Source organism: Singulisphaera photorubra (assembly GCF_045290345.1).
Classification (GTDB): domain Bacteria; phylum Planctomycetota; class Planctomycetia; order Isosphaerales; family Isosphaeraceae; genus Singulisphaera.
Map to the genome: position 1 here is coordinate 10,752,330 of NZ_CP155447.1, position 21,794 is coordinate 10,774,123.

A 21,794-nucleotide genomic window follows, 5' to 3' on the forward strand; every position below is an offset into this window, starting at 1 on the left:
GAGTTCAGTCCTTGATTCGGACCAAAAGCCGAAACGTTTGCAGGAGGCGCTCGAAGCTGGCCGCGCTGATCGACCGGGGGGAACGAACGCGGATCAGCTTGCCTTCGTCCTCGTCCCAGAGTTGGAGGTCGATGCGAACCTCGGCCGGAGCAGGGCGGGGCAGGGAAGGTGCCGGAGCGGGAGCCGGCGTTACCGCCAACGGGGGCGCAACGGGCAGGGGGGCAGGGGGACCGTCCGGATGGAGGACATGGTCGGCTCCCAGAGCCCCGGCGAAACGGGCCGATTCGAGGAAGGCCTCGGCCGCCTGCTTCTTGGCCGTGGCGATGATCTGATGGTTGTGGTAGAGCACGTTGCCGAGAATTTCAGGGTCGGGAACCCGCTTCCCCGCCATTCGCTCGGCCAGTTCCGCATACAGCGGTGGCTTGAGTAGCGCCTGGCGGTGAAGTTGTGGCACTTCCGCCGGATCCACCGGGTGGAGGATCGTCCGCGCCAGGGGAGTCAGTCCGTAGCCATCGCCGGTCAGGGTCAGCAAGCCGAACTGGCGTGCCGCACTGAGCCGCGCCGAGAACGTGTTCGTCTTGATGTTCTTGTAGCCCAACGCCGAAGCAATTGCGGTGGCCGTCAGGCCATCGAGACCGAGGCCGTCAATTGACTCGCAAAGCTTGAGGCTCTCGGCCAGGCTAACGCCAGGATAGCGTGTGCTCCGCTCGCGTTTGGAGCGATGCGAGGACGCAGCCGAATTCTCATCGTCGTTATGATCGGACATATTCGCTCGCCAACCTCGGAACACCTTTTTTTTCGGAGCGTCGCGTCCCCGTCAGCAGGCTTACTTGAGCCTCGGGTCACTCAGCTTGGTGCTGCTTGTCGGTCCGTCGGATCAACGAGACTTCCAGCATCGGTGATGACCGTCAGCCGAAAGTGTGCCCTCAGCTTGCCTGCTTCCCATCGGCCTACCGTGAGAGGCTCCTGACCGGAGTCGCTTTCAAGGATTCAAGATACGCGATCAGGTCGGCAAAGTCTTGCCCGGAAAGTCCTTCGGCCAGTCCGGTCGGCCTCGGGGAGACAACGCCTTTGGCCGTGGATCTGATCACGGGGAATCCGGACCCGCTTGGCGTCGGCATCGTCGGGGGAATAAAACGCAACGATCGGTGACTGGGCGAGAATCTCGATGGATTCCGGGCCGGTCGTATCCCCTCGGCCCCGGGTCATTCCTCGGACGCGCCGACTTCGAGGGAAGTACGGCCGGGCCGGCCGGGCGACTGCAACCCCACCCGGGACGGATACCGCAAGAATCATCGGTACTTTGGCTCCGTCGCGGATCGTTGGCAAGCCGTACAATAAACTCGGCCGCGACCTTGGCGGAGTCATCGAATCGGCCCCGATCTATCGCGAGTACAGGTGGGCGATTGGCGAACCTCTCAAGATCTCGAGGCGGCATCATCAATTACGTGCAAAACCACTCATCGCAGTTCCAACTCATCGGCCAACTCGCCATCGGGAAAGTTGGATCTGAAGCTGGATGCAGGAAAAAAGGGGCCAAGAGCCGATTGGGCTCTGCCCCCTTTCTGGTTGGGAGGCTGATGCGTTCTCTGGTCGCCCGGTTCCCTACAGTCTACTGCGAGGGTTTATTGGCCGGAGTCTCCTTCAAGGTCTCAAGATAGGCGATCAGGTCGGCAAAGTCTTGTTTGGAGAGTCCCTCGGCCAGCCCGGTCGGCATCAGGGAGACATCGCTTCGCTTTCGATCGTCGATCTGATCACGGGGAATTCGGACCCGTTTGGCGTCGGCATCTTCGATCTCAAGCGCTTCGGGGGTGTCACTCTTGATAATCCCAGTGAGCACACGTCCGTCCCCGGTCGCCACCACGACCGGCTCGTAGCCCGAGGCGATCTGCGCGGAGGGGAAGAGGACCGAGTTGATCAACTCAGGGCGCGGGTACTTGGCCCCGATGCTCGACAGTTCCGGACCGACCGCTCCTCCCTCTTTGCCCACGGCATGACAGCGAATGCAGGCCAATCCTTTCAGATCCTGGAAGAGTGAACGGCCGCGTTCCGCCTTCCCTTGCCCCTCCATCGCGAAGGCCCGAAAGCCGTCCGGATCGAACCCGCCCTCCGCCGGCGCTTTCAGGAAAGCATAGTCCGAGGGCGTCGCGAACCCGAGGGCGAATTGCCAAGGGCCGCCACGATTGCCACATTTGATCAGAATTCGATTCGTCCCTTCAACCAGGGAGACGTCGACTCGATGTTTCTCATGCTGAAAACTGTCACGCCCCTGGAAGTCATAGACCTGTTTGCCGTTGAGCCAGACCGTGAGTGTGTCGTCCGATCCGACAGCCATCTGCGTGGCCCGCTTTGAAGGGCTCGGAAACTCGGCGTAGCCGAACACGGCCCGGTCCTCCAAGCTCGAGTAGAGCTTGTGCAGGTCGATCCGCCCCTGTTTGTCCGCCAGCTTGGCCACTTTCCAGGCAACTGGTTCGTCCTGTGCGCCAACCAGTTCCGCGAGGAAATCGACTGGTCCTTCCACCGCCACGGGAGGCGCGGCGTCGATCGCGAACGGACCGGCAAGCCGCCAGGCTTTCACCGGCTGGAGCGAAGTGTAGACCTTCCGTAGCTCTGGTACGATAGCCGGGGGAAGTTCATGCCGGGCGGCGAGTTGATCGAGCACCGGGACCGCCTCCGCCTGGATCCGCCCAAGAGCGTCGGCCGAAACCTTGCGAAGGTCGGGACTCTTGTCGGCCAGGCCGGCCAGATAGACTTGCAAGGCCAGCAGGTCGGGCATGGCGGCCAGGGCACGTGTCGCCTCGAACCGGGTCTCCTTGGCATTCGCGGCGGCCATTAACGCGGGGATCGCCTCCCGATCCGCCAGCGCCCCCAGGGCAACGATCACGGCCTTGCGGACCTCAATTACGCGATCGTCCAGCAACGCCCGCAAGGGAGCGCCCACCCCGGCGAGTTGACCGATCTTTCCCAGGGCTTCGGCCCCGGCCGCCCGGACCTCGGGCGACGAATTTCCGAGCGCCTCGACGATCGTCGCAACGGCGGCCTGAGCTTTGAATCGCCCCAAGGCCAGAATCAGCCGGGCCTGCCTCGAGGGGCCGGCCTCCCCGTTCTTGAGCAGGTCGACGAGCGCGTTGACCGCCACGTCGGACCCGATCAACTCGACCGCCTCCAGCGCGGAGTCACGGACCGGCTCAGGCGTCACCGAGGCGCGGATCGCGGCAATCAAGAGGGGCAGCGATTCTTTGTCCTCCAGGGCGCCGAGCGCCTTGATCGCCGCCACGCGGACCGAGACGTCGGGATCGCGTTCGACCTGGCCCCGCAAGGTCGGGAGCGCCTCGCGATCACCGACTTCGCGAACCGCAGTCACCGCGGCGAGCCGCACCGCGACCGCCTGATCGCCCAGGAGGCTGCGAATCCGCTCGAGCACGAATCGGGTTTGCTCCCAGTCAACCACCTTGGCCGGAGGCTTGCCGGCGGCCGGCCGGGTCCCCCACCAGCGGCCGTCCCAAGGACTGGTCTTGCGGTGCACCTGCGAGAGATACAGGACGGCCTTCGCCCGCTCGTCGACGTCCTTGCGATCGTCGTTGGCGTATTCGGCAAGCGTCTGGGCAGCGCCCTCCTCGTAGACCAGTTCCATCGAGGCCAGGAGACCGGCGCGGACCTTCGGGTTGTCCGAGCCCAGCCCACTTGCCGCCCCTTTCCAGTCGCCAATCCGCCGGAGTGCCTGGCGAGCACTCCAGGCGATGAAGTCTTCGGGCGCGGCCAACAAAGGGAACAACGGCCGGACGCCATCGGCGTGCCCCAGTCTGCCGAGTGCAATCACGGCTTGGAGCCGGACCACCGGGTCGGAGTCGGCAAGTCCGTCGGCCGCCAGAGCCACGGCCGTCGGTCGTGCCGGTTGACTCGAGAGGCCGAGAGCCCTGACCGCCTGAGCGCGGAGGTCGGCCTCGGGCGCCTTGAGCACCTCGGCCAATACCGCTTCGATCACCGAGGGTTCGGGCGCAAGCGCCACGCTCACCCAGATCAGATGCCGCCGCGCATTCGCCGGGGTCGAGCCGTCACGAAGCGCCGTCAGGACAGGGTCGATGGCCTCGCGCCCCTTTGCGATCAGAGCCGCTTGAGCCCGCATCCGCTCGCTGAACGCCGGATGGCCGAGTTGCTTGATCTGGGCGTTGACCGAGTCCGAGTCCCGACCGCGCGGAGGCGACTCGACCGGATCTTTGTGGGTGATCGCAAAAACGCGGCCCACTTTCTCGGTCTTGCTCCCCCAACTCCCCATCCCCCAGTCGGCCACGTAGAGGGTACGACCGTCGTGGGAGAGTGCGAGGTCGATCGGCCGAAAATTCGAGAGACCGTCGGCAACCGCGAAGTCAATCTCCTCGACGACCTTGAAGGTCGCCCCATCGGGGGCGAGCCGGAAGGCATGAACCTTCCCTTTCCCCCACTCGGCCCAGAAACCGACGCCCCGGTACTTCTCCGGCCAGGCATCCTCCTTGTAGAGCACTGCGCCACAGGGAGAACCCCCACCGTACTCGGCCATTCTGGGAAGATGGCGGTCAGGGCGGTCGTGATAGTCATACGGATAGCCGTAATAGCCCCCGTCGACATGATGGGTCAGACGGGTCCACCAGCCGAGTCCGTCATCGGTATTGTCATAGGTAAACAGATTATCGCGATCGTCGAGGTTCGGTTCGAGGTGGTTGCGAGTGCCGGTCGAAACCACTTCGAGTCCAGTGCCGTCGGGACGGCAACGGCAGGTTCCGCCGCCGACGATCTGGATCGTGCGTCCGTCGGGCCCGGTCGCCTTGGGAATGCCCTTGTCGCCAACGGAAATATAAAGATATCCATCCATTCCGAATTGGATACCCGAAACGATGTGGTCGTTGAGTCCCCGGTTATCGGTCGGTCCCAGGTCCTTGAAGAGTTCACTGCGGCTCTCGGCCTTATCGTCACCATCGGCGTCGCGCAGCACGCTGAGGAAGGGCATGTGCGAGACATAGAGTGCCCCGTTGTGCCAGGCCATGCCCTGGATGGCCCGAAAGCCGTCGGCGTAGACGACTGGGTCTTTGCCGTCGCGAAAGAGGAGGATCCGCCCATGGTTGGCCTCGTAGGGTCCGACCTGATCCATCGGATCTTCGGCCACGAACAAGGAACCGTCGGGGGCGGTGCCGACCTGGCAGGGATACAAGACCGCCGGGACAGTTGCGACCAGCCGAACTTCAAACCCTTCGGGAACCTTGGGCAGCGCCCCGGAAGCCGTGCCCCCCAGGCCGAGCACAATGACCGATAAAGCGAGTGCGGGTAGAGCCCGCCTGAATCGAGCGAACGGCATAAGCAGGTTCCCATCTCGGGGAAGCAGGATGAAGGCGAGTCCGGGGCGACGATGCCAGCGAGGTCTGCTCTCGTGCAGGAGCGGGGGGCGAGCCACATTCTAACTTCACAGCGCTGTCAACCAACGAAATTTTTCTCCCTCTGAGTTGCTCGCTTCTTCAAACCGCGCCACTGCCCAGGCAATCTTCTCGGAAAGCGGGTGTGTGGTTGCGCTTGACAGTCCTTGAGCCGCTGGCCGATACTGAGAAGGTAAGCGTCCCTTCCAAACACCCTCCTCATCTCCAGTCTGAAGCGAATCGAGCAACAACCAGGAATCAAACGGGACAAGGTTGGGCGACGAGAGCCCTCCCAGGACGGAACGCGAGTCAAGGCTGTTGTTTGTGGAGAGACCATCAGCCATGAGTGAGCCCGCCGTGTTGGCGGATCATATCGACGAACAAAGCGAAGCGATTCTCGCCATCTGGCGGAGCATCGTCGAACGCGATGACGATTGTCCCGAGGTCGGACGACTGTCGCGAGCCGAGTTCAACGATCATATCCCGGATCTGCTCGTGCGATTAGGGGATCGGCTTCGGGGTCGGCCGTTCAGTACCACAGCCGAAGGGAAACTGCACGGGGCTGACCGCTGGGCTCGTGGTTACAACATCGCCGAGGTCGTTGTGGAGTTCGGGCATCTCCGCACGGCGCTGGCGCGAGCGACCCTCGAATTCGCCCACCAGCATCAGTGGAGCCTCGCAAAGCTCAACTCCGCCTACGAGTCGATTAACGAGGTCCTGGATGAGGCAACCGCCGTGTCGGTCCGCCATTTCCAGGAGGTAAGCCGGTCGGAAACGCAGAAGGCCTTGTCAGAGGTCAAGCAACGGCAGAGCGCGATCGAAGACGCCTGGATCGCCGCGAAACTCGAGAAGTCGAAGCTCCGCACGATCCTCAACAGCCTCCCGCTCGCAGTCTGGGTGGTCGACCTCGAAGGAACGGTCATCGGAGTCAATGAGGAGGCTGAGCGGCTCCCCATTTTCGCCCAAAAAGAGAAAGTCGGGCGGACGAGCGTCCATCATCTTGGGTCGGAGAACAAGATTCTCCGCCCCGATGGGACTCCGCTTACCCACGAGGAACTCTCGATCCTCCGCGTGCTTCGCGGTGAGCCGGCGTCCCAAGAGGAGTTGATCTGGGTCATCCAAGGGGAGGCGCGGACTGTCTCGATCAAGTCCGCCCCCTTGACCGATGCCGCCGGCGCAATCCTTGGGGCGGTCTCGGTTGTCCAGGATATCACCGAGCGCAAGCAACTCGAGGCCCGACTCGCCACCTCCGAGGCCCAGTTCCGAACCATCGCCGAAAAGTCGCCGGTCATGATCTGGCGGACCGACGTCGAGGGCCGGTGCGACTACGTGAATGAAACCTGGCTCGACTTTCGCGGCCGAGGCGCCCATCCCGACCTGAGCGAGCACTGGGCCAGCGCGGTCCACCCCGACGACCTGGAACGCTTTCAAGCCAGTTACCGCGAGGCCTTCGCCCGCCGCGAATCGTTCGAGATCACCTACCGCCTGCGAAGCAGTGACGGTCAGTTCCGCTGGATCAACGACCGAGGCACCCCGTACTCCGATCCGAAAGGCACGTTCCTCGGCTACCTCGGCTCGTGCCTCGACATCACCGAGCGGATCAACCTCGAAACCTCGCTAAAACAACAGCGCGAACTGGCCGAGGAGAGTTCGCGGCACAAGACCCACCTCGTCTCCGCGCTCTCACACGACGCACGCACGCCGCTCAACGCGGTCGGCCTGGCGGCCCAACTGCTCGAAATCCACTTCGACGGGGACGCCGATGCCGAGGTCCAGATCTGCCTACGGACGATCCGCCACTCGGTCCGCAACGTCCTCGACCTCCTCGGAGACCTGCTCAACCTGAGCAAGATCGACGCCGGTGCCTTGCCGGCCGAGGTCTCCCGATTCCCACTCGAGCAGGTCCTCACCGAGTGCGTGGCCAGCATCGAACCACAAGCTCGGGTCAAAGGGCTCAAAGTTCAGCTCGAACCCGGCTCGCTCGCCGGCCTTAGCCTCGAGACCGATCGATCAAAGCTCAAGCAGATCCTCAGCAACCTCCTTTCCAATGCCTTGCGATACACCGAAAAAGGCCAGATCCGAATCTATGGCGAGCTTACGGAGGACCAGATCCGGATCGCGGTCGAAGACACGGGGATTGGGATCAGCCTGAGCGATCAGGGGCGGATCTTCGAGGAGTTCGTCGTCCTCGAGGACGCCCAGCGGGCCGAGGGAGGAACCGGGCTCGGACTGGCGATTTGCCGCCGTCTGGCGAGTCTCCTGAACGGAGAGATCACCTTGCGTAGCACCGCCGGCGTCGGCAGCACGTTCACGCTGGTCCTCCCCAGCTCGGCCCTGACCTTGAACCAGCCCGCCTCCGAGTACGACCATCGCTTCGAGTCCCCCGCGTTTCCCTCCGGCGCGATCCTGGTGGCCGAAGACCACGTCGACAGCCGGCAGGCGCTCGCCCGAGTGCTCCGCCGGATGGGCTATCGCGTCCTCGAGGCAAGCAATGGCCGCGACGTACTCGCGGTCGCCAAGCAAGAACGCTTGCTCGCCGTCCTGATGGACGTGAACATGCCTCTCATGGACGGCATCGAGGCCACCCTGACACTCCGCGCCGACCCAAAACATCAAGCATTACCGATATTCGCACTCACCGGCGACGTCACTCTGGTCAACCAGCACCGAATTGGCGAGGCCGGGGTCAACGGCTACCTGGAAAAGCCGGTGACCTGGGAAGCCCTCAAACAAGCACTCGGCACACTCGGCAATCCGACTTAGGTCGTAAAGCTTCGCCGAACTCGTTTCTTCCTACGCCAACGCGATCGGCCATGTCCTCATTCGTCGGCCTGACAATTCCCATCGGGCGGGCACGGCCCACAGTCTTAACCTTCGCTTCGGCAAGAAGATAGGGAGGTGGTCCGTGCCCACCCTACGGGAAAAATCGGTGTCTGGCCGCTGCCCCATCGTGAATCGTTGATCAATTTATCACGGGTGAGGCGAAGCTTCACACTCTACAAGACCGCGATGATCACGGCAGTAAGAACGCCCAGGAGGACTGCGATCAGCAAAGGTCTCCAGGGTCGGAGCCGCAGGCTCTGGCGAACGATCGTTTTCAGGATCCGCCAGCCGTCACGAAAAAGATTGAGCTTGCTGGCCGTCCCGGCGATTCGCGGATGATACGGAACGGGAACCTCCACCGTACGCATCTGCCGCGCCACGGCTTCACTCGCCAATTCGGTCTCGATCTCGAACCCTTCGGACCGGAGCGACACGGATTCAAGGAACCGGGGGCCGAAGACTCGATATCCCGATAGCAGGTCGCCGGGGCCACGGCCAATCAGGACGCGGAACGCCCCTCGAATCAGGACATTGCCCAGGCCTCGAAGTGGCGTCATCGCCCCCGGTTCGGCGACCGGAATCCGCGCGCCGATGGACATGTCGGCCGTGCCGTCGAGGATCGGCCTGAGCAAGCGGCCGATTTCCTCGGCCGGATAGGTGCCGTCGCCGTCGACCATGATGACGGCGTCGCGGTCTTGAAGGTGGTGGAACATTGCCTGGACGGCATGTCCCTTGCCTTGGCGAGGCACATCGACAACACGCACTCCGAGGTCGCGTGCGATGGCGCCCGTGCCGTCGCTCGAGTTGTTGTCGAAGACGACGATCTCGGCGTCGGGAAGCGCGGACCGCCACTCGGCGATCACCGTGGCGATTGCCGCGGCTTCGTTGTAGCAGGGGATGGCGACGGCAACTTGAGGTGAAATGGCGTCGGGCGACTCGTTCAAGATCGTCTTCCGGGGGCGGCCGAGGGAGGGAATGAAATGAAAACGTCTCAAGTCTCGGAAATGCCAACCGGGCGGGCCGCGAGGAGACTGTGATCGCCTCGAATCGATTTCGCCCCAGGCTCAATCCAGACCAAGGTCATACACGAAGCTGGTCTCCTCGGTCAATTCGTTGGGGTCAACGCCCGCGTGCTGACCGACAAGGGTTCGAATCGCTTCCCAAACCTCACACGAATTCCATTGCTTGTCAATTTTAACCATGTTCCCATAATTCATCGCAACGACATGATGAATCATTCCCCTCACCGATTGACAATCGTCGGGAAGGCAGACGGCGAGTGAATCCATTCCAACCAGGATCTGACCGATCGCAATCAAGCCAAAGATGGCCAGTGGAAACCAAACGGCCAACTGGTTTGATAATCCAAAAACAAGCGAAGCTGCGCCGGTGATCAGCGAAGCGAGCAGGGATCCGACCACGACCACCCCAACCCAGGCTGGAAACTGTAACCAGGGGAAATCCAGGTTGGTTGCGTTCTCCAGTTGATTCCAGACCCGCCTGCGGTCGTTCGACGCAATCAGATCTTCGATGGCTGTCGAGGGGCGGACGCGATCGCGCTCAATCCCAAGTGTTTCGCCCAGCGCACGGCGCAGGCGGTAGAAAACCATGGCACTCTTGCACGTGGGAAAGGGAGACTCCTGATCGGCAAGTTTCGTGAGTACGTAGCGATACAATTCTCCGACCGTCGTGATCTTCTCGCCATCCCGGTTATTGATCGTGATACCGAAGGCCTCCTCGGTTGCGATCGCGATCTCCACGAGGTCGAGGCCCATCGGTATCCTCTTTTTTTATTTGATTGGGATTTCATATCACGCCAACATCGCCGTTGCCTCCGCGTGAGCGCGGAGGCAACGGCGGAAAACCCAATCTGGCCCCGCCGCAATCAACGCGACGCGTCTTTCGACTCTTCGACGCTGAACTCAACCGGCCGATCGGCGACCAGCGTCGTCACCAGCGCGGCGTTCGGATTCCCGGCGGCGCGAATGAGGAGGTCACTCGAACCTTTGGGAAGGCGGACGAAAACGGACCGAGGCTCGTTCTCCTGGCTCTGGGGAAGTTCCAGTTCCTTGCCGTTGAACCAGACCTTGAGATCCCCCTTGGTTTCAAGCACAAGTTGGGCATCCTGCTCGACCGGCGAACCGACCGGGGCGTGCAGATAGACAACCTGTTTGGGATCGGCCCCGGCGAGCGTCGACAGGTCGGCACGTCCTTCAGCGTTGGCATTGAGCCGACGCCAGGAGAGCTTTCGCCCTTCGGGACCGGTCAGGGTTTCTCGAAGGTTGACCTTCACGCTGGTATCGAACGGGGACGAACCGTCCTTCGCATTGGCCAGCGGGCCGATCACCTGGTACTGACCCACGATGCTCACCGGCTGCCGCAAGGTGGTAAGGAATGCGAGCAGGTCGACCAGGTCCTGGTCTCCCATCGTTTCGGCCAGGCCCTCAGGCATCAGGGAAACGTCGCTGGTGGAGCGATCGTCCACGTCGCCGGGCCGGATCGCGATCCGCTTCGCATCGGCCGTTTTGAGGACAAGACGATCCGGGCCGTCCTCGACGGGCAGGCCGGTGAAGACCTGACCGTCCTTGGTCGCGACCACCGCCGTCTTGTAATTATAGCCGATCGCCGCGCTCGGGTTGAGGATCGAGCGCAGCAGCTCGTCCTTGCCATACTTGGTGCCAATCGTCGAGAGGTCTGGCCCTACCCAATCGCCGCGTCCTTGCACGCGATGGCAGCCACCGCAACTGACCAGTCCTTGCCCTTCCTGACCTCGGAAGAAGACATCGCGGCCAACGTCGGCCCGCCCATCACGACGGATCAGATCGCCGAACGGCGGGAGGGGACGACCGGACTTGGTCTTGGGCAACGGGAGGATCTTCGACGCCTCGTCGCGGATCTTGCCGTCCACGTGGGCGTTGACGACGGTCGTCGCCTCGGTCCTGAGGTCGGCGGGGAGCTTGTCCTCGCGAGCCAGGGCAAGGACGCCACGGCCTCCCTCGCTGGTCCTGGCGAACGTGCGGAGCGCCTCGCGGCGGAGGCCGAGGGGGTAATCCTTGGCCACGATCAGGTCAGCGAGCCGCCGGTTCGCATTTCCGAGCTTCGGCAAGGTCCGCACGGCCGCCTCGGCCGGGCTGTTGGAGTGGTTCTTGCCCTTGGTCTCGGCGATCAACTTGTCGAAGAACTCGCCGACTTTTGGTGGATTGAGCTGGCCGAGAGCCTCGACCGCAGCCACCCGAACTTCTTCCGAGGCCTTCGGATTGCTCGCCTCGGCCCGGATCTCGTCGGCGAACCGGCCGTCACCGGTGGCGGCGGCCGCCACCATCGCTGAAGACCGCGTCAGAGGATCGCCGAGCGCCAGTTGAATGACCTGGATGACTCGCGGGTTCGCCCGCGCGGCGGCCCAGTTCCCCCCGAGCTTGCGCCCGAGCAGTTCCAAGACCTGCCGCTTGCGGGTCGGGTCGTTCGATTCGGCCGCCAAACCGGCCAGGGCTTCGGCCCCGGCCGGGTCATTGATCTGCATCACGACGTCGTCGGCCGCCTGCTGCAACTCGGGAGTGTCCAGCTTGGGAGCGATCCGGGCGAGCAAGGGAAGTACCGCGGGCTGATGGATCCGCCACGCGAGTCCGAGTGTCTTGCTGAGTCCCGAAGCGGGGAGGTCCTTCGTACCGACGACGATGTAAGCCTCGTTGCGGTCGACCGGGAAATAAGGCGGAAGGGCCACTTGCCTCGTGTCGTCGAGCGTGAGATCGCCGTACAAGGTGCCGTCGAACAGGCTCTCCAGAAAGTCACTTTCACGCGCTTCAAGGGCCAGCCCGAGCGCTTCGAGATACCAGCGATCCTGGCCGTCCCAGGTTCTCGCCAGGGTCTTGAGGGCATCGCCCACTTGTTCCGTCGGCAAGTTCCGCAACGCAAGAACGAGTTCGCGGCGGACGCCGGCGTCAGGGTCAGCCGCCATCGGCAACAGTGCTTTGAGATGGGTCGAGGCGGGGGCGGGAAGCTTCGCCGCGGGATCCTTGTACTCGACGCGGCCGTTCTCGCGGGCGTCGCGGCCGAGGATGCGGACGGCCTGCTCGCGAATCCGTGGGTCGCGGTCCTTCAAAGCGTCTTCAGCCGCCCGGTCGCCAACGATCGCATGAAGCACCCAGAGAGTACGGGCACGCTCATGCGGCTGACCGGTCGAGAAGAGATTCACAAGAGCCGAAACGGCCTCCTGCTCGGGGTCGAGCACTTGCGTCCCCTTCGGCTTTTCGGGATCGACCGGCTTCGCGTTCGGATCACCGGCCTTGGCATATTCGATCAGTCCGCGGCGGGCGGCGTCCTGGGCGGCGACCACGGGAGACCTGAGCGCTTCGATCAGTCCGTGCACGGTCCCGAAATTCGGCTTGGCGGCCTTCGGCTTGGCGCCGATGGGCGTGACGCGATAGATCCGCCCGGTGTCCTGATCTTTGAACGCGTGTCCGCCAACTCCGGCGTCGTACCAGTCGGCGACGAAGACCGCACCGTCAGGGGCGGCCGTCATATCGACGGGGCGGAACCAGGGATCATCACTGCCGAGGAAGACCTTGTACTCCGTGCGAAACGAAGCGCCATGGCGGCTCAAGGGGAAGAAATTGATCTGTCTCGTCCCGGCATCGGCCTCGAGAACGGCCCCGTGGTACTCCTTGGGAAAGAGACTTCCTTCATAGACCATGATGCCGCAAGGACTGCCGTTCCCGGTTCCGGCCAACTTCGGCACGCTGCCGGGCACTTCTTCGCCCCAGTGCCGGGGGCTCCCCGGGGTCCGGTAGCCATACTGGCCGCCATCCATGACCCAGATCACCCGACTGCCACGGTTGCCGTCGTCGTCGTTGTCGCTGGTGAAGATGTTCCCGAACGCGTTCAGGCTGGTCTCGTAGTTGTTGCGCTGACGATCGGCGAGAACCTCGAACTGGGTGCCGTCGCGGTTGACGCGAAGGGTATTCGCGAGCTGGTCGCTGGAGACGTGGCGACCACTCTTGTCGACCACGTCGAAGTTCTGCACCTTCTCGGTATGGTCTTGCTGAACCGAGCAGCAACCGTCGCCGTGGGTGAAGTACAGCTTGCCGTCGAGCCCGAGTACCATGCCGTGGACACCGTGGTCGGAGTCAACCCCACCGAACCCGGTCAGGAGCGGATAGCGTTTGTCGGCCTTGTCATCGCCATCCGTGTCTTCGAGCACGAGTAGGTCGGGGCTGTTGCCGATGTAGACCTTGCACCCCTTGTATTTGCCGTCTTTGCCGTATCGTTCTTCGACGGCCAAGCCCATGGGCACCGGGAAGATATGATCGGCAAACACGGTCACCTTGTCGGCCTTGCCATCACCATCGGTATCCTCGAGGATCTTGATCCGATCAGCCTCCTCGATTTTCTTCAGGCCGGCGTTGCGAGCGCGTTGAAGTCGATAATTGAGTCCTTCGGTCACCCAGACCCGACCGCGCGAGTCGACATCCATATTTGTGGGGTTGTTAACCAAGGGCTCGGACGCCCAGAGGGTCGCGTGAAGGCCATCGGCCGGCTTGATCTTGCGGGCCGATTCTTCCGGACCGACCTGGGCAAAGCCGGCGAGGGGTCCGCTGAGCATGAGTGCCCAGACCCCGAGACCGGCCCAGCGGGCGAGCCTGGTGCGCGGCGGGTTGCGATGCGACATCGGCGACGGCTCCTGATCGATGGGCGAAGAGATCGAGGACACCTGGTCCTCGGCCGGATTCGACCGTTAGCTGCAAAACTTGGGAAAATCTCTGACGAGCGGCTCCTGCGGATTGGCCTGGCCTGCTCATTGTGTCGCGCGGGGAAGGAGCAGTCCAGCCTCTTGCCCGGCCGAGCGGGCCGGAGAACGGAACGTGCCGGGCGACGATCGGCGCTTGATCGACCCATCGTCGAACACCGGGCAGATCGTCCGCGGTTTCGGTCTCAAAGTTGAAGTGACAACCCGCTAGAATAGAAGCGAGAATTCGGCAGAAGAGGAGGAGGATCACGAGTCCCCTCATTGGCCCGCGATTCTGGAATGAAACGACTGAAGCGGGAGGCGAAATGTCGAACTGGAAGTCGATCTCGGCGCACCTCTTGACGGCGGCGACCACGCTGGCTTTGGCAGCTCTCCTCTTCGGAGGACGATTCGGGGCTCCGCGACAGCCCCCCGTCAATCAGATTCCGGGGTTTCGTCGACTCGAGCCGCCAGCCACACCCAGGCCGGCCCGCCCGACGGGTTATCAGTTACAGACCGTCCCCTCACCCCCGATACCGCCCGAGGTGCTCAAGAGTGCCGATGCCGACGAGCAGATCAACATCCGAGTCTATCAAGGGGTGAACCGAAGCGTCGTCAACATCACGACGGCATCCGAGGCGGCCGGGATCTTCGGCGATGAGACGTCGAGCGGAACCGGGTCAGGGTTCGTCATCGACGCTCAGGGGCATATCCTGACCAACTACCACGTCGTCGAGGACGCCGAGTCGGTCCAGGTCACGCTCTATGACGGAACCACGCACGAGGCCCGCGTGATCGGCGCGGACGCGTCCAACGACGTGGCGATCGTCAAGGTGCAAGCCCCGACTGCCGATCTTTACCCGGTCGCGCTGGGCGATTCGTCGGGCCTGCTGGTGGGACAGAAAATCCTGGCCCTCGGCAACCCGTTCGGACTCGAGCGGACCTTGACCACAGGGATCATCAGTAGTCTCGACCGCTCACTGCAAGCCAAGAATGGGCGGATGATCAAGGGGATCATCCAGACGGACGCCGCGATCAACCCCGGCAACTCCGGGGGGCCGCTCTTGAACTCGCGTGGGCAGGTGATCGGGATGAACACGGCGATCATGAGCCAGGTCGGGCAATCGGCCGGGATCAGCTTCGCGGTGCCGATCAACGCGATCGCGCGAATCATCAAGCCGCTCATCGAGCACGGCCGCGTCATCCGCGCTGACCTGGGCATCACCCGTGTCTTCACGACCAATGAGGGCCTGGTCGTCCTCGGGCTCGTCGAGGATGGACCCGCCGAACGAGCGGGCATCCAGCCGATCCAGGTGAAAGTCGTTCGCTACGGCGGAGCCCTGGTCCGGAAGCTCGACCCCGAGTCGGCCGATATCCTGGTGGCGATCGACGGCAAGCCGGTCCACAACGTCGACGAGTTGCTCACCGAGGTGGAGTCCCACGCTCCCGGCCAGGTGGCCAAGGTTACCGTACTCCGGGGGGGCCGCACCCTCGAGATCCGGGTGACGCTCGGGCAGTCGTGACTCTGCGGATCAAGCCGCCGGGACTCCGTTCCCGGCATGCTGAATCCGTGGGTAAGGATTCGGGGTGGCCAGGGCCAACCAGCTCCGCAGGCCCTCGGCCACCCCATTCAGATGGTGCTCAACTCCGCCAAGAATTCCGAGAGCCGCACCTCAAACCTCACACGATCCGCCTCGAGGACATCGGGATGGAAACGCCCCACGACCACGAAAGCTTCATGCGGCGATGCCTCGAGTTGGCGGTGACGGCCCGCGATCAGGGCAACACCCCGGTCGGGAGCATCGTCGTGCTCGACGACCGGATCATCGGCGAAGGGGTCGAGACCTTGCCTGTGGGCACTTCCCTCACTGGCCATGCTGAAATCCTCGCCTGTCAGGCGGCGCTCGATTCGACGGGTCGCAAAGACCTCGCCGGCGCGGTGCTCTACACCACCGCTGAGCCCTGCTTCATGTGCTCCTATGCCATCCGTCAGCTTCGCATCGGCCTCGTCGTCTATGGCCTGGAGACGCCGATGATCGGCGGCGTCAACTCGGCCCACCCAATCCTGACCGATCCGGCGCTCGATGGTTGGCGGCCGGCACCTGTCGTGAACGGCGGGGTGATGCGGGAGAAGTGCACCCGGCTGAAGCTGTGATGAGCGAATAAGAGACTACCCTCGCGTCAGGCGATCTTCCTCGCCCCCGCCGTTCGACGTTCGCAGCAACGAATACAAAAATTCTCAAACGAACACTTGATGCGACTACGGCCTTAGTGCTAGCGGCAGGCGTCATCCTGCCGTTCGCCTACTCACGGATCAAATGGGGTCATTCTCGACCGCGTTCTCAGTCTTTGCGCACCACGGACTCGAGTTCAGGCGCGGCGTCGAACGGGTCGGTCACCGCTTCGATCAGGCTGTTGTCATGCACTAAAGTTCCGGTCCGACCGACGAAGAACGTCCGACCTTCGGCCACCTGGAGGTTGAAGACCGGCTGGACCTGGTCGCTCTCGACCGACCGAACGGTGCTCAGACCGGCGAGGGTACGCACGGTATCGCCCGGCTTCAATTCACGGGCCATCGTCCAGCCTCGTCCCGCCTTCCAGAATCGATGGATCCCGGTCGCGACGATCGACTCGTCGCCAAGGTCGATCCGAAGCGTCTGGCTGGGTGGGTTGTGAAAGACCGCGACGATGGGTTGATAACTCAGCCGGCCGGTCGTCGTCTCTTGGCCAAGGACCTGGTCGCCGACCATCAAGCTCTCGATGGGGCGGGATCCCGCCAGGGTCGCGACCAGCGTACCGCCTCCAAAACAGGAGTGGCGTTCGCGAATGGCGATGAACGGCGCTCCAGTTCCGAGGATCGGAGCCGCTTGCGGCTGGAACGCGAGCGGCACCTGCTCCGTGATCGTCGGAGTTTCTTGTGTGGATCGCTGGGGAACATAGGCGTAACCCCGAAGGTCGATCGCCCATTTCTTCCAGGTCTCAGGATCGTCGCCGAGATTGGCTCCAGCGACGTTCGTGAGGATGGAGACGACTCGCTCGTTGACTTGAACGATCGGAGCATTGTATTGCTCGAGGAGGCAACGTCACTTTCCAGTTGACGCTCGGCCATCCGAGCCGCGGCCTGCGCTTCGAGGACCATCTCGCCCACCGGGATCTGAGCCAGTTGGGGCACAATCGCGGAGTAATTCCGCGAGTTTGCAACCTGTTGATCCCTCTCAAAGATCGGTATGGACCAACTCCCCTCCAGCAATTGCTCAAGCTTCTGGGCCGCCTCGGGGGCGAGCCCATTTTTGGGAAACTGCGCAAGGACCTGCTTCACATTGGAACTTTTCCCCTCCAACATCTGGACCTCAGCCGGCGACATTCGCCGCTGGGTCAAGCCGAGAAAGCGGGTAGCGACGGGAAGCCCCGCATCGTTCAGGCCGAGTTGGTCGCCCGGCCGGAGCGTCGGGCCAGCCGGGGGACTGTAAAGCCGCTTGACATTGAACTGAGTGCCTTCGACAAAGAGCTCACCTGGGGACCCTGGTCCGCCGACAGGCCGGACTTCGAATCGGACCGGTTTCCGCAACAGGTTGGCAAGCCAACCCGCGAAGTCCCGCGGATCCCGTCTCACCAGTGTTTCGGCCGCCGCCCGACGGACCTCGGCAAAGGGACTGCCGACCGCCAGTGCGGCCAAGGCACGTGATGACGATGCCGAATCAATCTGACCGAGCAGCCGAATGGCCACGTTCTGATTCGCTTCCCCCTTGCTGAACACCCGGCAGATCGTGGGCACCGCGCGTGGATCCGTCACTTGAGCCAGGGTCTCTTCGGCGTCAACCTGGCGATTCTTGCTCGCAAGTGCGCCCCTCGCTCGTTCGAGAATCGACTTCCAGCGCCCGTCGGCTTCTTTCTGCCGCTTACTCTCCGTTGCCTCCGCCGCGAGTTGCCCGGCGCTCACCCAACGCCCATCCACCTTCTTATAACCAAGCCGTTTCCATGCCTGATCCCGAGCGGGATCCAGCGAGGTGACAGCCATCAAGTGAGCGCGTGCTTGACTCTTCAAATCATTCTCGTCGCACCAAAGCGCCAGCTTCCACTGCCCCTCAGCCGTATACGGAGCCTCGAGTCGTTTCTCATGATAGCGTTCGAGACTGGCCTTGAGTTGATCATCCGCCTCGACCGACTTACCGACCGCCTCAGGTCGCTGCCAACGCCCTCGGTAGGCAACCAACCCCATCAGCCCCCGGGCCGTCGCGTTCTTCGGGTCAGTCATCACGGCGATCGCCAGATGTTTGATCCGCTCCGCTTGAAGGCCGTGCGACTCACACCAGAGCGCCAGCTTGATCTGGGACTCAGGATCACGCCCGACACTTGCCTTGGCGGCCTCGTAAGAGGCAAGTTCACCCTCGGCATCGGGCAGTATCACTGGGGCCGCGGCAAGCCACCCCGTGCAGATCAGAAGTGCGGAGATCATCAACATGACTCCGAAGGGGAAGTGAGAGCGAAGCCAAAACGTATCCTAGCTATCATGCAACCAAAATCAAGCAGAAAACAATTTGAGCAATGCTTCGGTCTCAATTCCGGGCTAACCAAGCCAAAACCAGGAAGCCGGCCGGCCCGGCCGTCTTTCACTCGGTCTCAGGCAGCCCTTCGGGACGCACCACCCGCTTTTTTTGAATTACGGCCGGGCCGGCCATGCTTTTGAATTACGGCCGGGCCGGCCGTGCTACTGGTGTGAAAGCGGCTCGCGAACGAATTGCACACAGCGGAGAAACCGGGATCGAAAGACAGTGAAGCGTCATCAACGAACTTGACGGATGCACCACTGAGCCCGGGAATCGGTCAGGAGGGGAAGAAAGGAGAGTAGGCTTACTTGGTGCTGCTCTCCTTGGAGCCGGTGCCGGTTTTGGCGGCCGGGTCGAGACCGATGATCCGGCTCTTGGGGTGGCTCCGATCAACGATGACGGGGCCTACGTCAGTGGTTTCAATCGAGCCGATGTTGCCGACGGTGTCGACGACTTCAATCCGAAGGTGGATCCGCGGCGGAACATTGGGCGGAACGTTCCAGATCGTCCGACCTTTATTCTCCATCGGCGGACCGATCGGCTGCCAGTTCTCTCCACCTCGTTCGGGTCGCCAGAAGATCGTGACGGGGTGGGAAGGCAAATGAAAGTCTGTCGCCTGCCAATAGATCGCGACTTTTCCCGCAAATTGACCGGTGCCCACCGTGGGGGCCTTGGGCATGACGACCGACGGGGGCGTGCTGTCGACTTCAACCCAGATCTGAGGCGGGTCGCCGGGTCTAGGGGGGAGGTCACCCAGTCCTGAAGCCGAGCGGGCGACCAGGCAGAGCCCGAAGGTTCCTTCGCCCGGCAGGTCGACCTGAATGGGCGAGACTCGGTCCTGGTCCTCGCATCGTCGATTCCAGTTCCGGCCGCCGTCACTGCTGACGAAAAGTTCGACCGTGCTCGGGCCATCCGGCCCCGCGTCTTCGACCTCATATTGCAAAGAGAAATGAGTGTCTTTGACCAGCAACGATCGGCTCGGAGCCGCGGGGGCCTCTTTCGGCGCGGGGCTTTCGAATGGCTCCGCCTCCTCGTCGGGCGAAGCCGTGAACGGATTCGGCTCGTTGGCAATGGGTGCCGGCGCATTCCGCTTCGAGATGCGAGTGGGCGGCGGAAAGACATCCCGCGGCTCGGACGCTCGTGTCCTCGAGGCGGAATTCTGGAAATTCGGCCCCGAGGAAAGAGGCGGAGGAGCCAGGAATTCCGCATCCTGGCTCCCCGCCAGGCTGGGATTACTCGGCGTTCCTTCGGGCAACGTGATGGTTGACTGAGCAATGTTGCCTGCGCGATCCTCGATCTGAGCCCGGACCGTGAGCGGCTCGGCGGTGCCGGCATCCCAGGTCTCACTGCCGATCAGGGCCAACTGATTGATCGACACTTTGCGCCACTTGTCAGCGCCGTCGACCTGATACTCGATGACCAGCGAGCCCAGGGCGAGATGTTCGTCGTGAACCTCCCAGCGGACCGAGGCCCCACTTCCCCGGCGGCCGTCGGATTCGAGGACCAACGAAGGGGGCTTCGTGTCAACGATCACCTTCATACTCGGCTCGACCTGATCATCGTCGCTTGGGTAGAGCCGGCCCTGGGTGTCGAGGGTTCGGACGGCGAACCAGTACTCGTCATCCTCGGTCGCCTTGAACGTGAAGGAAGGGCGATCGGGAGGTGTCGTGGTCTTGGCCTTCCAGGTGAAGCCATCATCGTTGGAGACCCAGAGCTGGACCTCCTTGAGCCGCGAACGCTCGGAGGGGTCGACGTTGAACGGGATCCGGAACGACCGGTTCTTGTGGTAAAGGGTCGGGACCCGGGACGCTCGGGCCGGAGGCGGGGCCGCGATCGAAGCGGGCGTGGAGAGTCCCAGGATCAGGGCCAGGCCCAATCCGATACTCGCCAGTCGCAACCGACAGCCCCTTGGCGCCACGCGTTCGCTCCTCGAACCTAGGCTCCGAACTCAACGTCTCACGCGGGGTCGAACCCCCAAGAACCGGCTGATTACTTCAGCCGGATCGATAGCCCCGCAATGCAAAAGTGGACCGCATCACACTCTTCGGCCAGCCGCTGATTGGCCATCCCTTGAAGGTCGGCGAACCGCCGCCCCAGGGCATTCGTCGGCACGAGGCTCGCCCCCACCTCATTCGAGACCCAGATCACCCGCGCCTGGCCCCGACCCGCTCGAACCGCTCGAACCACGGCATCGAGAATCTCCGAGTCCGCCAAGGCCGCCCCATTTCCCAGACCGAGCAACAGGTTGCTGATCCAGAGCGTTACACAGTCGATCACCACTGAACCCTCCGTGGCCACGATCGTAGGGAGCACGGCTTCCAGGTCTCGCGGAACCTCTTTCGTCGTCCAACCTTCGGGGCGATCCGCCTGGTGACGCTCGATTCGGGCCACCATCTCCGGGTCATCGTGTTCCCGCGTTGCCGTCGCCACATAAGTGACCGGCGAACACTCGGCGGCCAGCCGTTCGGCCAGCCGGCTCTTTCCTGATCGGATCCCTCCGAGCACCAGGATCGACTCACCCATCGACCGCCCCTTCCCCAACCCAAGACTTGCGTTCGGGTAGGGTTCCAATCACCCACCGCGCACCAAGAGGCTTATGCGATCGTTATCGGCCTCTCTCTCGGTGGGCTTGAAACGAATCTGGCGAAGAGTCAGGTCGTAGGACCTTTTCGCGATTTACCGCACCCGGCGAGGCTCAATGCCCCCTCATCCTTCACCCCAATCGCGCAGGACTCGCTGTTCACCAGAACTCCCTAAAGAGCCCGAAAGGCAGCGAACATCACCAAATACGTCAGTTCGCCCAATTCCACTGTTGCGCCCAGTATGTCGCCTGTGATCCCGCCCAGCCGCTTCGCAGCGAGCCTTGTGAGGGTGAACGCGAGGCTCAGGGCCCCAAGGCTGGCAATCAGACCGGTCCAGCCCGCCACTGCGCCGGAGAGGGCGAACACGGCGAGGGTTGACATGAGGGCATCCCGTCGGGTGGTGGCTTCGATCATGAGGCGCCCCGTTCCCTGCGGTCGGGCGTAGCAGGCCATGCCGGCCGAGACGAGGATCAGGGTCCGACTGACGGTCACCGCTCCGAGGAGTGCCATCGCGCGATCGGGTCCGTTCAGATCGCTGAGGACCGCGTATTTCCCCAGGAGTACCAGCGCGATTGCAGAGACACCATGACTACCGATATGCGGGTCACGCATCACAGCCAGGCGGCGCTCGGCACCGCCCCACAGGAAGAGGCCGTCGAAGGTGTCGGCCACTCCGTCGAGATGGAGCCCGCCGGTGAGAATCGCAAGAAATGCGATGAGCAAGAAGGCGGAGCCC

At 63.0% G+C, this 21,794-nt stretch carries 13 protein-coding genes; 3 read left to right on the plus strand and 10 right to left on the minus strand.

All coding sequences use genetic code 11. The features are described 5' to 3' along the window. Positions 1–4: 4 nt before the first annotated feature. Positions 5–766: a hypothetical protein gene (locus tag V5E97_RS40180; protein WP_406697179.1), complete on the minus strand. Its 762-nt coding sequence runs from the start codon at positions 764–766 to the stop codon at positions 5–7. An 846-nt stretch (positions 767–1,612) separates the two neighbouring features. Beyond that, entirely contained in the window at positions 1,613–5,329 is a 3,717-nt protein-coding gene (locus V5E97_RS40185; protein ID WP_406697180.1) for a PVC-type heme-binding CxxCH protein, read from the minus strand. 397 nt (positions 5,330–5,726) lie between these two features. Here V5E97_RS40185 and V5E97_RS40190 point away from each other — a divergent pair, with 397 nt between their 5' ends. Then, positions 5,727–8,147, plus strand: a complete 2,421-nt coding sequence (locus V5E97_RS40190) for a PAS domain S-box protein (protein WP_406697182.1) — start codon at positions 5,727–5,729, stop codon at positions 8,145–8,147. A 233-nt stretch (positions 8,148–8,380) separates the two neighbouring features. Here V5E97_RS40190 and V5E97_RS40195 read toward each other — a convergent pair whose 3' ends face one another. The 3 genes from V5E97_RS40195 to V5E97_RS40205 form a co-directional block, all read right to left on the minus strand. Continuing rightward, positions 8,381–9,151 carry a glycosyltransferase gene (locus V5E97_RS40195; protein ID WP_406697183.1) on the minus strand — a complete coding sequence of 257 codons (771 nt, stop codon included), beginning with the start codon at positions 9,149–9,151 and terminating at the stop codon, positions 8,381–8,383. Positions 9,152–9,271: 120 nt separating this feature from the next. Next, positions 9,272–9,982 (minus strand): acyl carrier protein, encoded by a 711-nt coding sequence (locus V5E97_RS40200; RefSeq protein WP_406697184.1) that lies wholly within the window; start codon positions 9,980–9,982, stop codon positions 9,272–9,274. Between the two features lie 110 nt (positions 9,983–10,092). Next, positions 10,093–13,872, minus strand: a complete 3,780-nt coding sequence (locus V5E97_RS40205; protein ID WP_406697185.1) for a PVC-type heme-binding CxxCH protein — start codon at positions 13,870–13,872, stop codon at positions 10,093–10,095. A gap of 383 nt (positions 13,873–14,255) precedes the next feature. Here V5E97_RS40205 and V5E97_RS40210 point away from each other — a divergent pair, with 383 nt between their 5' ends. After that, the gene (locus tag V5E97_RS40210; protein WP_406697186.1) at positions 14,256–15,452 is read left to right on the plus strand and encodes a S1C family serine protease; all 1,197 of its coding nucleotides are present in this window, start codon (positions 14,256–14,258) and stop codon (positions 15,450–15,452) included. Between the two features lie 185 nt (positions 15,453–15,637). Then, positions 15,638–16,084: a nucleoside deaminase gene (locus V5E97_RS40215; RefSeq protein ID WP_406697187.1), complete on the plus strand. Its 447-nt coding sequence runs from the start codon at positions 15,638–15,640 to the stop codon at positions 16,082–16,084. 187 nt (positions 16,085–16,271) lie between these two features. Here the strand turns inward: V5E97_RS40215 and V5E97_RS40220 are convergent, their stop codons facing one another. The 5 genes from V5E97_RS40220 to cobS all read right to left on the minus strand — a co-directional run bounded on the left by V5E97_RS40220 (position 16,272) and on the right by cobS (position 21,781). Beyond that, complete coding sequence (locus V5E97_RS40220; protein WP_406697188.1) at positions 16,272–16,679, minus strand: polymorphic toxin-type HINT domain-containing protein; 408 nt, start codon at positions 16,677–16,679, stop codon at positions 16,272–16,274. After that, positions 16,679–18,385 (minus strand): hypothetical protein, encoded by a 1,707-nt coding sequence (locus V5E97_RS40225; protein WP_406697189.1) that lies wholly within the window; start codon positions 18,383–18,385, stop codon positions 16,679–16,681. Before V5E97_RS40225 ends, V5E97_RS40220 begins: the two co-directional genes overlap by 1 nt. A 395-nt stretch (positions 18,386–18,780) precedes the next feature. Continuing rightward, a complete protein-coding gene (locus V5E97_RS40230) occupies positions 18,781–20,373 on the minus strand; it encodes a hypothetical protein (protein WP_406697190.1) in 1,593 nt (530 codons plus the stop codon). Between the two features lie 92 nt (positions 20,374–20,465). Further along, positions 20,466–20,999 (minus strand): bifunctional adenosylcobinamide kinase/adenosylcobinamide-phosphate guanylyltransferase, encoded by a 534-nt coding sequence (cobU, locus tag V5E97_RS40235; RefSeq protein ID WP_406697191.1) that lies wholly within the window; start codon positions 20,997–20,999, stop codon positions 20,466–20,468. A 230-nt stretch (positions 21,000–21,229) separates the two neighbouring features. Beyond that, entirely contained in the window at positions 21,230–21,781 is a 552-nt protein-coding gene (gene cobS, locus V5E97_RS40240) for an adenosylcobinamide-GDP ribazoletransferase (protein WP_406697192.1), read from the minus strand. Positions 21,782–21,794 lie beyond the last annotated feature (13 nt).

What these genes read in the sequence shown, in the direction of transcription:
- V5E97_RS40180 (WP_406697179.1), bottom strand. Translation starts at nt 766, where the DNA reads ATGTCCGATCATAACGACGATGAGAATTCGGCTGCGTCCTCGCATCGC.
- V5E97_RS40185 (WP_406697180.1), bottom strand. Translation starts at nt 5,329, where the DNA reads ATGCCGTTCGCTCGATTCAGGCGGGCTCTACCCGCACTCGCTTTATCG.
- V5E97_RS40190 (WP_406697182.1), top strand. Translation starts at nt 5,727, where the DNA reads ATGAGTGAGCCCGCCGTGTTGGCGGATCATATCGACGAACAAAGCGAA.
- V5E97_RS40200 (WP_406697184.1), bottom strand. Translation starts at nt 9,982, where the DNA reads ATGGGCCTCGACCTCGTGGAGATCGCGATCGCAACCGAGGAGGCCTTC.
- V5E97_RS40205 (WP_406697185.1), bottom strand. Translation starts at nt 13,872, where the DNA reads ATGTCGCATCGCAACCCGCCGCGCACCAGGCTCGCCCGCTGGGCCGGT.
- V5E97_RS40210 (WP_406697186.1), top strand. Translation starts at nt 14,256, where the DNA reads ATGTCGAACTGGAAGTCGATCTCGGCGCACCTCTTGACGGCGGCGACC.
- V5E97_RS40215 (WP_406697187.1), top strand. Translation starts at nt 15,638, where the DNA reads ATGGAAACGCCCCACGACCACGAAAGCTTCATGCGGCGATGCCTCGAG.
- V5E97_RS40220 (WP_406697188.1), bottom strand. Translation starts at nt 16,679, where the DNA reads ATGGTCGGCGACCAGGTCCTTGGCCAAGAGACGACGACCGGCCGGCTG.
- V5E97_RS40225 (WP_406697189.1), bottom strand. Translation starts at nt 18,385, where the DNA reads ATGATCTCCGCACTTCTGATCTGCACGGGGTGGCTTGCCGCGGCCCCA.
- cobU (WP_406697191.1), bottom strand. Translation starts at nt 20,999, where the DNA reads ATGGGTGAGTCGATCCTGGTGCTCGGAGGGATCCGATCAGGAAAGAGC.